Origin of the sequence: Pseudactinotalea sp. (assembly GCF_048594945.1) — a bacterium.
Taxonomy (GTDB): domain Bacteria; phylum Actinomycetota; class Actinomycetes; order Actinomycetales; family Beutenbergiaceae; genus Pseudactinotalea.
In genome coordinates this window covers 1-11072 of sequence record NZ_JBMDXJ010000263.1, presented here as the reverse complement: position 1 = coordinate 11072, position 11072 = coordinate 1, and the positions used below count along the sequence as shown (strand labels likewise).

Below are 11072 nucleotides of genomic sequence, written 5' to 3'. Positions count from 1 at the left end.
ATGACTGCTGTGCTCACGCGGGCAAGGGTGCCTCACATTGGGTACTTATTGCAATGTGTGAGCCCAACGGCATGACGTGCCCCGTCGGGATCGCGCGACAGGACGAGCTGCCGAGCCAGGAGTCGGTGCTCGGGCGGGAGTAGCCAAAGACAACGATGGTGCGCTGCGCACGTACCTGATACGTGCGCAGCGCACCGTCGTGCGTTTTTCGCGCCCTTGTCAGCGGGCGTTGAGGATGTCGACGACGAACACGAGCGTGTCGTCGCCGCGGATACCGGCGCGCGGGTTGCCCATCGGGCCGTAACCCTCGTGCGGCGGGATGCTCACGAGCACGCGGGAGCCGATCTGCTGACCCACGAGGCCGGTGTCCCAACCGGAGATGACGCGGCCCACACCGATCGGGAACTCGATCGAGCTACCGCGGTCGTAGGAGTTGTCGAAGATGCTGCCGCCCCAGACCTGGCCGAGGTAGTTGACCTCGATCGTCTGGCCGGACTCGACGGCTGCGCCGCTGCCCTGCTCGAGCACCTGCACCTGCAGGTCGGCCGGAGCCGCGTTCTCGGGGAAGGTCAGCTCGGGCTTGTCGCCGAAGGAGCCGCTGGCGGTGGGGAGGTTCTCACTCATGACCTCCACCCTACGTGCCGCTGCCACCTCCCCGACCTCCACACTCCTGGCATTGAACGTGGTTTCAATCGACCTCTGGCGTCTCATAGGCCGATTGAAACCGCGTTCAATGCTGGAAGGCGCGGGAGGATGGACGCGTGAGCGATCTCCCCGTGCTTCCGCCCGGCCTGACGGCTCGTTACATCCGCGCCGACGATGTCGACGCGCTCGCGGACCTGGTCAGCAGGATCCAGAGACACATCCGGGGCCACGGGGGCTCGGACGTCGACGCGGTCCGCTCGACCGCGGTGGGTATCGGCTCGTGGACGCGGCATCAGCGGGTGGTCACCGACGCCTCCGGCGCGATCCTCGCCTGGGCGAGCGCGCACGACCGCGCGGGCGGGCGGACCGACCTGGTGCTGCACGTCGACCGATCCCTGCCGAACGCCGAGCAGGTCGCCCTCGCCCTCCTCGACTGGCTGGACGCGACCGCCACCGCCATCGCCCGAGGCCGAGACCTGACCTCGACCCGCCTCGAGATCCTCGTGGACGCCAGCGACGCCGACCTGCAGGCCTGGCTCACCCGCCACGGACATCACCGCGCCCGCCGCTGGCTCAACATGAGCCGCCCCGTGCCGCCGGGTGAACGGCTCGATGGCCGCGAGGGAGTCACCGTGCGCCGCGTGCGCACGCACGACCTCGGCGACGGCACCACGATGCCCTACGCCGAGGACCTGCAGGCCGTGCACCGTGTGCTGGAGCGCTCGTTCGCCGACCACTTCAACTCCTACCGCGAGAGCTTCGGGGAGTTCGTGCAGCGGCTGCGTGAGGACGCCGGGCACCGGTGGGACCACTGGTGGCTAGCCACCGTGGAGCACGAGGGCAGCGAGCTCGTGGCAGGTGCGCTCGTCTCGACCGTGTCACCACCGGACGCGAGCGGGACCGAAGGCTCCTACGTCAGCTACATCGGCGTCGACCGCCTCGCCCGGGGTCGCGGCGTGGCCAAGGCGCTGCTCGCCACCGTGATCACCGACGCCTCGGAGCGCGGCCGCAACCGCGTGGGTCTCGAGGTCGACGCCGACTCCCCCACCGGCGCCGACGGTCTGTACTCCTCCCTCGGCTGGGAGACCAGCTACGTCACCGAGAGCTGGCAGAAGGACCTCACGCCCGGCTGAGCGCGACAGACCAGACCGCCGCTGCGCCGTCGGGCCTCAACCGAGCAGATCAGCGAGCCACGCGAGCTGGCGACCAGTCTGGAAGCCGCCGCCGCCCTCGTGGCCGTTGTAGCCGTAGACCTCGATCTCCTTGGGGCCGCCGTAGCGGTTGTAGGAGGCGTACACCGTGGAGGGCGGGCAGGTGGCATCCATCATCGCCACCGACCACAGCGACGGCGCCCGGCCGCGCGTGGCCATGTTCGCGCCGTCGATGTAGGAGATCGTGCGCCACGCCTGCTCGGCCGCGTGGCGGTGCGCCGCGAGGTAGGCCGTGATCTCGCTGTAGGGCGCGTTGCCCGTGATCTCGACGGCGCGGCGCAGGTGCTGCAGGAACGGCACGTCGGTCATGAGTCCGGCGACGTCGGGGACCAGCGCCGCGGTCGCGATCGCGATCCCGCCACCCTGGCTGCCACCGGAGACGACGACGGCGTCACGTGCGTTCCCAGGGATCTCCCGGGCCGCGTCCACGGCTCGGGCGGCGTCGGTGAACAGCCGCCGGTAGTAGTAGGTCTCCGGGCTCTCGAGACCACGGGTCATCACGCCGGGGACCGCGGGCGAGTGCCCGACCGGGTCCGGCGTGTCGCCGGGGAACCCCTGGTTCCAGCCCTGTCCGCGCGAGTCGACGCGCAGGTACGCGTACCCCGCGCTCGGGAAGAGCGTGGTCTCCCACGCCTGCCCGCGCCCGCCCGAGTAGCCGAGGTAGTTGATCACCACGGGCAGGTCGCCCTCGATCCGCGCCGGCCGGGCGTACCAGGCCTTGATCGGGTGGCCGCCGAAGCCCGCGAACGTCACGTCGAACACCTCGACGTGACGCAGGTGCGAGGTGGCGGGCGTCAGCTCGAGCGCGAGGTCGTGGCCACGCGCCTCGGCGAGCGTGCGCTGCCAGAAGTCGTCGAAATCGGCCGGTTCGGCGATCTCGGGAGAGTAGGTCTGCAGGTCGGCGAGCGGCAGATCGAACAGCGGCATGCGCTTACCGTAGCGGCCCCGCGCCGGAAAGCGCTTCGGGGCGATTCGCAGCCATCTGGTGACTGCAAATCGCCCCGAAGCGGTGGTGGGAGCGGCGGGGTCAGTCGCCGCGCAGGATCGCGAGGATCCGCAGGAACTCCAGGTAGAGCCACACGAGCGAGAGCGCGATACCGAAGGCCGCCGACCAGGCGTACTTGCGGGCCACGCCGTTGGTGACGCCGCGCTGGATCTGGTCGAAGTCCATCACGAGCGTCATCGCGGCGAGGATCACGGCGATCGCGCCGATCACGAGACCGAAGCCGCCGGCGCGCAGACCCCAGCCACCCAGCACGGTGAGCGAGAGGACGAGGTTGACGATGCAGAAGATGCCGTAGCTCACCAGCCCGATCATGAGGATCTTGGTGAACTTCGGGGTGACGCGCACCTTGCCGCTCTTGAACAGCGCCAGCGTGACACCGAACGTCACGAACGTGGCCAGCACGGCCTGCAGCACGATGCCCGGGTAGGCGAAGTTGAACACCATCGAGATCACGCCGAGGAACGCGCCCTCGAGGACCGCGTAGCCGAGGATCAACGCCGGTGAGGGCTCCTTCTTGAAGGAGTTGACCAGGCCGAGCACGAGGCCGCCGAGCAGGCCGCCCCACAGCACCGGCATCATCAGGCCGCTGGGGATCACCCCGTTGGCGAACCCGAACCACATCACTGCGGCGGTCAGCACGATGACCCCGAGGACCGTGGCGGTCTTCATGATCACGTCGTCGTAGGTGAGCCGGCCGGTCTGGGCAGCGGTGGCCGACGGCGCGTTGTACGCGTCCTGGACGCTCTGGAACTGGGCGTCGGTGGTCTGGTCGTAGGTGCCCGGCGTGCCATAGGGGCTCGGCTGGGCGTAACCCTGAGCGTTCGGCTGGTAGCCGACGCCCACGGCACCGGGTTGAGGCGTGCTCTTCCCGAAGTTCGCGCTGTTGCTGAAGTACGGATTGGCCATCTGGACCTGTGTCCTCCTGGTCATGGCGCCACGGCGGCGTCCCGGGGTCTCATGCTACGGGCCCCGAGCGCATATGCGCCCACACCCGCCTACCGAACCCAACGAGATCACGTGCCGCCGTGTTCCCGGTTCTTCGGGGAACCCGGCGGCGGTGCGTCCCCTGGATGACGCCCTCACCCGTTCGGTGGAGGGAGCCGGTCACCAACCTCAGCCACATGGCCGGTGTGCGGCGACATCCCCGCGCCCTACCGTTGACGTGACAGCGCGAGAGCGCACCAACGGAAGGACGCTCATGATCGAGGCAGAGAACCTCACCAAGCGGTACGGGGAGAAGGTGGCCGTCGACTCGGTCTCGTTCAGTGTCGAGCCCGGCCGCGTCACCGGCTTCCTCGGCCCCAACGGCGCCGGCAAGTCGACCACGATGCGCATGATCCTGGGCCTCGACCGGCCCACGGCCGGCCACGTGACGGTCAACGGCAAGCCCTACGCCCAGCACCGCGCACCGCTGCTGGAGGTCGGCGCGCTGCTCGAGGCGAAGGCCGTGCACACCGGCTCCAGCGCCCGCAACCACCTCCGCGCCCTGGCCGCCACGCACGGGATCGGCCTCAAGCGTGTCGAGGAGGTCATCGAGCTCACTGGCCTGACCGATGTCGCCCGCAAGCGTGTGGGCGGCTTCTCGCTCGGCATGGGCCAGCGGCTCGGGATCGCCGCCGCGATGCTCGGCGACCCCAAGACCCTCGTGCTCGACGAGCCCGTCAACGGCCTCGACCCCGAGGGCGTCAAGTGGGTCCGCACCATGGTGCGCTACCTCGCAGGCGAGGGCCGAACGGTGTTCTTGTCCTCGCACCTCATGAGCGAGATGGCGATCACCGCCGACGACATCATCGTCATCGGCCGCGGGCGCATCATCACCAGCGGCTCCGTCAGCGAGATCATCGCCTCGAGCACCACCGGATCCGTCAAGGTCCGCAGCCCCCGCGCCACCGAGCTCGCGGACGCCCTGCGCGGCGACGAGGTCACGATCACCTCCACCGACTCCGAGGTGCTCACGGTGGCCGGTGTGGAGGCGAGTGCGATCGGTGACCTTGCCGCCGCACGCGGCATCCCGCTGCACGAGCTCACCCCGCTCAGTGCCTCGCTCGAGGAGGCGTTCATGACCCTCACCGCCGGTGAGGTCGAGTACCACTCCGAATCCCTGGCTGCTGCACCGGCAGCCGACCCCTCGATGGAGACAGTCCGATGACCGCCGTCGCTTCCCCCGCACGCGTCTCGTCAGTCCCGACGACGGCGCACGTCTCGTTCCTGCACACGCTCCGCTCCGAGTGGATCAAGTTCCTCTCGGTGCGCTCGACGGCCTGGATCCTCGGCGTCACCGTGCTGGTGATGGTCGGCTTCTCGCTCATGATGGCTGCCGGGATGAGCTTCGCCGCAGACCCTGAGCTGAACCAAGGCCAACCGATGCCGGCAGATGCGGCCGTCGGCACCATGGTCGCCACGTTCGGGTACTCGATCGGTCAGATCGTCCTGGTGGTCCTCGGCGTGATGCGGATCAGCGGCGAGTACTCCACCGGGCAGATCCGCTCGTCACTGTCGGCGGTGCCCACGCGCCTGCCGGTCCTCGCCGCCAAGGCGGTCGTGGTCGCGGCGGCGAGCTTCGTCGTCGGGCTGGTCGCCGTGGCGTTGGCCACGCTCGCCACGACCCCGATCCTCGAGCCTCTGGACATGGCCGTGGAACTCGGCAACGGAGACGTGCAGCGCTCGCTGCTCGGCGTCCCGCTGTACCTGACGGCGATCGCGCTGTTCTCGCTTGGCGTCGGCGCCATGCTGCGGCACACCGCCGGCGGCATCGCTGCGGTTCTCGGCGTGCTGCTCGTGCTGCCGATCATCGGCCAGGTGCCCCTGGAGTGGGTCCAGGACATCGCGCCCTACCTGCCGTCCGCGGCGGGTGAGCGCCTCATCACGGGCGATCTCGTCGAGACCGTCCTGACGCCGTGGCAGGGCTATCTGGTCCTGCTCGGCTGGGTGGCTGCCGCACTGATCGGCGCCGCTGTGCTCCTGCGTCGGAGGGACGCCTGAGCACACCGACGGAGCCGGCGGCGGCGGGAGGGATCCCGTCGGCGCCGGCTCTTGGTGCGCCCACCACCACCACGCAGCCGTTCACCGCGTTACAGACCCGGCGGCTCGGCCCGGTGCGGCGCTGGTTCGCCGAACATCCTCGCGGGACCGACATCGTGGTGGCCTGCTGGTACCTGGTGCCGAGCCTCGTCACGGCTGCGATGGTGCTGGGCGAGCTTCCGCTCAGTTCCCTGAGCCTGTTCCTCGTCACCGTCGCCGTGGTCACGGGAGCGCTGCTGCTGCGGCGGCAGCACCCGGTTGCTGTCCTGATCGTCATCGGTGCCTGCGCGCTGCTGACCACGATCGTGGCGGGCAACCCCTTCGGGCACGAGTTCGGCGTGGTGCTCGCGATCTACACCACAGCATCGCTGCGGCCGCCGCAGACCGCCTGGGTGTGCACGTTGGCCTCGATCGTGCTGCTGGGTGCCACCACCTATCTGCTCGGCGACATGTCTCAGATCTCGGTCGACGGCGGCGAGAGCGAGGAGCTCTCGGTGCCGGCCGCACTCGCTGTCGCCATCGGGTTCACCACGTTGTGGATCATCGTGGCCCACGCGATCGGCACCAGCGTCCGTGCCCGCCGCAGCCACGAGCGCGACCTCGCGGACCGCACCAACCGACTCGCCCTCGAGCGCGACCAGCGCGAGCAGCTCGCGACCGCAGCCGAGCGGGCGAGGATCGCGCGGGAGATGCACGATGTCATCGCCCACTCGGTCTCGGTCATGGTCGCCCTGGCCGACGGTGCCGCAGCGAGCCTCGACAAGGCGCCCGACCGCACCCGCACGGCCCTGACCGAGCTCTCGCAGACCGGACGCGACGCGCTCGCCGAGATCCGTTCGATCCTCGGCGTGCTGCGCTCGGAGGACACTGATCGCACCCCGTTCGGCGGTGACGCGCCGCTCGCCCCGACTGCCGGCGACCTCGACGAGCTGCTCACCCGGTTCCGCGCTGCCGGACTGCCCGTGGAACGCGTCGACACCGGCCCGCCGCTGCCGCAGCAGCCCCGCTTCACGCTCACCGTGTACCGCGTGGTGCAGGAAGCGTTGACCAACGTGCTGCGCTACGCCGCCGGCGCGAGCGCCGTGCGCGTCGAGATCGGCCGCGCCGACGACGTCGCTACCGTGGTGGTCTCCAACGACGCGGGCAGCGGTGTGGTGCAACCGGGCAGCGGCAACGGTCTCGTGGGTCTGCGCGAACGGGTCGGCGCCTTCGGCGGCACGGTCACGGCCGGCCCGCACCAGCGTGGCTGGCGCGTGCGTGCCACGATCCCGATCCCCACGGAGGAACCATGACGATCTCGGTGCTGCTGGTCGACGACCAGTCGTTGCTCCGCATGGGGTTCCGGATGGTGCTCGAGGCCGAGGACGACCTCCAGGTGGTCGGCGAGGCGGCCGACGGCGCGACCGGGACCTCGATGGCCACGGCGCTGCGCCCCGACGTCGTGCTCATGGACGTCCGGATGCCCGGCACCAACGGCATCGACGCCACCGCGCAGATCACCGCCACGCTGCCGGACGCCAAGGTGCTTATTCTCACCACGTTCGATCTCGACGAATACGCGTTCGCGGGGTTGCGTGCCGGCGCGAGCGGGTTCCTCCTCAAGGACACAAAACCGGCCGAGCTCGTCGAGGCGGTACGCACCGTGCACCGCGGCGACGCCGTGATCGCGCCGCGCGTGACGAGGCGGATGCTCGAGCTCTTCGGGACCCGGCTGCCCTCCGACAGCGAGGACCACGCCGCACCCTCGGACGCCCTTGAAGAGGAGCTCTCGGACCTGACTCCCCGTGAGCGTGAGGTGCTGCTGGCGCTCGCGGCCGGGCTGTCGAACGCCGAGATCGCCGCCCAGTTCGTGGTCTCCGAGGCGACGATCAAGACACATGTCGGTAAGGTGCTGGGAAAACTGGGGCTGCGGGACCGTGTCCAAGCGGTGATCTTCGCGTACGAGTCCGGACTCGTTCGTCCCTGATGTCATGCAGATGGGAGGGCGAGCGATGACCGAGACGGTCCGGCAGAGCCCTGTCGGTGTCCGGGATGCCGGACCGGAGGACGCAGAGTTCCTCCTCGACATGTTGCTCGAAGCCGTCAACTGGACCGGCGAGGAGGGCGTCAGCCGCAAACAGCTGTTGCGCGACAAGCAGCTGGCGCACTACGTGGCGGGGTGGCAGCGCGAGGGCGACCTCGGCGTGATCGCCGTGGACCTCGGTGGGCCGGGTGGCCTGCAGATCCCGGTCGGAGCGGCGTGGCTGCGCCGGTTCAGCGCCAGCGCGCGTGGCCACGGCTACGTGGCGGACGACATCCCCGAGCTGAGCATGGGCGTGGTGCCGGCCCACCGTGGCCGGGGCATCGGCCGTGGGCTGCTGCGCACCATCGCCAGCCGTGCGCAGGATGCCGGGATCCGGGCGATCAGCCTCAGTGTCGACAAGGCCAACCCTGCCACGGCGCTCTACACTTCGGCGGGCTTCCGCACGGTGGCCGTCGGCGACGAGGGCGGCACCGCGCACACGATGCTGCTCGACCTGCTCACCTGGACGCAGCCTCAGCCCCGCTCCTGACCGGGCCGGGCGGCGGCCTACGCGGTCGGTTGGTAGATCACCGTGGCCGGCGAGGAGAGCAACACCTCGAACCTGCCGAGCACACGGCCGTCGGGGTCGAGCGCATAGACCACGTGCGCCGACCCGAGCTGCGCCTGCGGCACCTCGGTGAGCGTGGTGCGCCCGTCGGTGGCCTGCGCGAGGACCCGGAGCTGGGTGTCGGTGTTGGTGCCGTCGGAGAAGAACCGGGCGGCCTCGAGGTCGCCGCCGTGCACGAGGTCGAGGAACCGCTGCACAGCACCGGTGGGTGAGCCCAGCCCCACCCCCGAGTCGATCCCGGGAGCCCACGGCTCCACATCGGCCAGCCGGTCGCCGTCGAGCACTACCGCGTAGGTGACGCTCATCTCGGTGGTCGGCCCCGAGGAACGAGAGGTGGACAGGACCACCCCCACGGTGGCGACCGCCATCCCGTCGCGGCTGCCCACGACCTGAGGATCAGCGGTGACGACCTGGACCTCGGTGACGGCGCCGTCGTCGGCCAGACCCACCTCGAACGCCGTAGCGGCGGCGAAGTCACGCGCGCCCTCGCCGAGGTCGAGGGCCTGCGTGAGCTCGGTCACCGCGACATCCACGGTCGCCCCGTCCGAGACGATCGTGGTGGGCGTGGCGGAGGCGTCCAGCCCGTGCGCGTACACCTCGGTGAGCAGCGTGGTCAGGGTTGCGACCGGCGAGGTCGGGTCGGCATCCGCCGGAGCGGGACCCAACGAGCTGACCGGGTCGGCGCTGGCGCAGCCGGCCAGCAGCAGCAGTGCTCCGGCGATGCCCGCGCGGGCAACTCGTGCTCTCATGGCTCCCCTACAATCGCCTGGACTCCCACCAGCCTAGGTGGCCGCCCGTGAGTGAGGTCCGGGTCGGCGCGCCGTGAACCCACGACCGAGCACCGGAGATGCCGTGCCAGAGGTGCACCAGGAAGAACCGGCCACCGCGCCGGAGATCCCTGGCTACACCTATGTCCGCCCGATCGGTCACGGCGGGTTCTCCGACGTGTACCTGTACGAGCAGGAGATGCCTCGCCGCGAGGTCGCGATCAAGGTGCTGCGGACCGAGGACCTCAGCGAGGGCGTGCGTGAGCAGTTCGCCGCTGAGGCGAACCTCATGGCGCGGGTGTCGAACCACTCGAACATCGCCGCGATCTACGCCGCCGACGTGGACGACGAGGGCCAGCCCTATCTGGTCATGGAGTTCTGCTCCGGCGGCAGCCTCGGGGCGTTCTACCGCCACTACCCGATGTCGGTGAAGGACGTGCTGACGCTGGGGATTCGGCTCTCGGGCGCGCTCGAGGCCGCGCACCGTGCCGGGATCGTGCACCGCGACGTCAAGCCGGCGAACATCCTTCTCACCGAGTACGGCGTGCCGGTGTTGACCGACTTCGGGATCTCCACGATCGACGAGGAGCTGCCCGAGTCCACTCGGACGATGCACACGAGCAGTCGACCGGGCACCGGTGAGAGCTCCGTGGGCATGAGCCTGCCGTGGGCGGCCCCGGAGACGCTCTGGGAGACGCCGGTCTCGGACGCCCGCTCGGACCGGTACTCGCTGGCGGCCACGCTGTACTCGCTGCTGGAAGGCCGCTCGCCGCACGAGGTGCCGGGTGGCCCGAACTCGGCCGCGCACCTGACCGGGCGGATCAAGAGCGGCTTCATCGGTGCGATGAAGCGCCCCGATCTGCCGCCGTCGTTGCAGGAGATGCTGCGCCGGGGCCTCTCGCATGATCGTGACGCCCGCTACGACTCGGCCGCCGACATGGGGCGGGCGCTGCAGGACGTGCAGCGCGACCTGGGTCTCGAGGTCACCCCGCTCGAGGTGCCGCGCGGCAGCGCGCCCACCCGGCCGCCGGAGCCGACCACGCGGGTGCAGCAGGATCAGCCGATCATGCTCCCCGAGGGTCATGCGACCCTCGCACCGCCCGACGACGGCGCAGCACCCGGGAGCGGGTCCGTCACCTCGGGCGCCTCGCACCCGGGCCCCGTGGCCCAGCCGGCCACGGGCGTGCCGGTCGCGCAGGTTGCCTCGTTCGCGCAGCCGCCGGCCCCCGCGTGGTCGGGCTCGAGCGCGAAGCCGTGGGACCCGCCGGCGGGGGCCCAGGTCGCCACTGCGGCCGCTGCGCCAACGGCGCGTGGGTCACGCCTGCGGGTCGCGTACGGCGTGCTGATCGCGGTGCTGGTGGTCGCTTGCGTGGTGGTCGCGTCGCTGCTGATCGCTCAGGCGAACCGGGGCCCCACCTACAGCGGCCGCGCGGTGGACAACCTGGAGGCGACCGCCACGTCCACCGGCGCCTATGAGGTTCGGATCCCCGACGGCCTGCCGGCGGCGACCGAGGTGGAGGCACGCACGCTGGAAACCGGTGACGGCGAGTCGCTCTCGACCGCGTTCAGCGCGGACATCTCGACCGACAGCGCCTCGTGGGGCGACGGCGAGACGGTCTCACTCAACCCGATGGAGTCGGCGAACCTCGATGGCGCCACGTCGCTGGCCCCCGAGGAACTCGCCGAGGCGTTGGGGGTCGAGGTGGGCTCGCTGCACAGTGGCGACGTGATCCTGGTGGCGGCTCCGTACGGCTACTTCTCGAACACGCACCCCGACCTCGGGATCAAGGTC

General features: G+C 70.4%; 11 protein-coding genes. 7 read left to right on the top strand and 4 right to left on the bottom strand.

Going from position 1 to position 11072, the window contains the following annotated elements; all coding sequences use genetic code 11:
* Positions 1 to 219 precede the first annotated feature (219 nt).
* The gene (locus tag ACOJSN_RS11455) at positions 220 to 624 is read right to left on the bottom strand and encodes an FKBP-type peptidyl-prolyl cis-trans isomerase (protein WP_420112628.1); all 405 of its coding nucleotides are present in this window, start codon (positions 622 to 624) and stop codon (positions 220 to 222) included.
* 137 nt (positions 625 to 761) lie between these two features.
* Between ACOJSN_RS11455 and ACOJSN_RS11450 the strand changes: the two genes are divergently transcribed.
* Positions 762 to 1778 (top strand): GNAT family N-acetyltransferase, encoded by a 1017-nt coding sequence (locus ACOJSN_RS11450; protein ID WP_420112627.1) that lies wholly within the window; start codon positions 762 to 764, stop codon positions 1776 to 1778.
* Between the two features lie 36 nt (positions 1779 to 1814).
* Here the strand turns inward: ACOJSN_RS11450 and ACOJSN_RS11445 are convergent, their stop codons facing one another.
* Together ACOJSN_RS11445 and ACOJSN_RS11440 are read right to left on the bottom strand one after the other, a co-directional pair.
* Positions 1815 to 2783 carry an acetylxylan esterase gene (locus tag ACOJSN_RS11445; RefSeq protein WP_420112626.1) on the bottom strand — a complete coding sequence of 323 codons (969 nt, stop codon included), beginning with the start codon at positions 2781 to 2783 and terminating at the stop codon, positions 1815 to 1817.
* Positions 2784 to 2883: 100 nt separating this feature from the next.
* Positions 2884 to 3768 (bottom strand): Bax inhibitor-1/YccA family membrane protein, encoded by an 885-nt coding sequence (locus ACOJSN_RS11440; protein WP_420112629.1) that lies wholly within the window; start codon positions 3766 to 3768, stop codon positions 2884 to 2886.
* Positions 3769 to 4060: 292 nt separating this feature from the next.
* Here ACOJSN_RS11440 and ACOJSN_RS11435 point away from each other — a divergent pair, with 292 nt between their 5' ends.
* The 5 genes from ACOJSN_RS11435 (at position 4061) to ACOJSN_RS11415 (ending at position 8435) form a co-directional block, all read left to right on the top strand.
* Complete coding sequence (locus ACOJSN_RS11435) at positions 4061 to 5011, top strand: ABC transporter ATP-binding protein (protein WP_420112625.1); 951 nt, start codon at positions 4061 to 4063, stop codon at positions 5009 to 5011.
* The gene (locus ACOJSN_RS11430; protein WP_420112624.1) at positions 5008 to 5844 is read left to right on the top strand and encodes an ABC transporter permease; all 837 of its coding nucleotides are present in this window, start codon (positions 5008 to 5010) and stop codon (positions 5842 to 5844) included. Before ACOJSN_RS11435 ends, ACOJSN_RS11430 begins: the two co-directional genes overlap by 4 nt.
* A gap of 113 nt (positions 5845 to 5957) precedes the next feature.
* The gene (locus ACOJSN_RS11425) at positions 5958 to 7175 is read left to right on the top strand and encodes a sensor histidine kinase (protein WP_420112623.1); all 1218 of its coding nucleotides are present in this window, start codon (positions 5958 to 5960) and stop codon (positions 7173 to 7175) included.
* Positions 7172 to 7849, top strand: a complete 678-nt coding sequence (locus tag ACOJSN_RS11420) for a response regulator (protein ID WP_420112622.1) — start codon at positions 7172 to 7174, stop codon at positions 7847 to 7849. Before ACOJSN_RS11425 ends, ACOJSN_RS11420 begins: the two co-directional genes overlap by 4 nt.
* Before the next feature lie 25 nt (positions 7850 to 7874).
* Positions 7875 to 8435, top strand: a complete 561-nt coding sequence (locus ACOJSN_RS11415; protein ID WP_420112621.1) for a GNAT family N-acetyltransferase — start codon at positions 7875 to 7877, stop codon at positions 8433 to 8435.
* Positions 8436 to 8452: 17 nt separating this feature from the next.
* Here ACOJSN_RS11415 and ACOJSN_RS11410 read toward each other — a convergent pair whose 3' ends face one another.
* Complete coding sequence (locus ACOJSN_RS11410) at positions 8453 to 9262, bottom strand: hypothetical protein (protein ID WP_420112620.1); 810 nt, start codon at positions 9260 to 9262, stop codon at positions 8453 to 8455.
* Positions 9263 to 9365: 103 nt separating this feature from the next.
* Here ACOJSN_RS11410 and ACOJSN_RS11405 point away from each other — a divergent pair.
* Positions 9366 to 11072, top strand: a 1707-nt coding sequence (locus ACOJSN_RS11405) for a protein kinase domain-containing protein (protein WP_420112619.1), incomplete at its 3' end; no start/stop codon positions are given.

What these genes read in the sequence shown, in the direction of transcription:
- ACOJSN_RS11455 (WP_420112628.1), bottom strand. Translation starts at nt 624, where the DNA reads ATGAGTGAGAACCTCCCCACCGCCAGCGGCTCCTTCGGCGACAAGCCC.
- ACOJSN_RS11445 (WP_420112626.1), bottom strand. Translation starts at nt 2,783, where the DNA reads ATGCCGCTGTTCGATCTGCCGCTCGCCGACCTGCAGACCTACTCTCCC.
- ACOJSN_RS11440 (WP_420112629.1), bottom strand. Translation starts at nt 3,768, where the DNA reads ATGGCCAATCCGTACTTCAGCAACAGCGCGAACTTCGGGAAGAGCACG.
- ACOJSN_RS11435 (WP_420112625.1), top strand. Translation starts at nt 4,061, where the DNA reads ATGATCGAGGCAGAGAACCTCACCAAGCGGTACGGGGAGAAGGTGGCC.
- ACOJSN_RS11430 (WP_420112624.1), top strand. Translation starts at nt 5,008, where the DNA reads ATGACCGCCGTCGCTTCCCCCGCACGCGTCTCGTCAGTCCCGACGACG.
- ACOJSN_RS11420 (WP_420112622.1), top strand. Translation starts at nt 7,172, where the DNA reads ATGACGATCTCGGTGCTGCTGGTCGACGACCAGTCGTTGCTCCGCATG.
- ACOJSN_RS11415 (WP_420112621.1), top strand. Translation starts at nt 7,875, where the DNA reads ATGACCGAGACGGTCCGGCAGAGCCCTGTCGGTGTCCGGGATGCCGGA.
- ACOJSN_RS11410 (WP_420112620.1), bottom strand. Translation starts at nt 9,262, where the DNA reads ATGAGAGCACGAGTTGCCCGCGCGGGCATCGCCGGAGCACTGCTGCTG.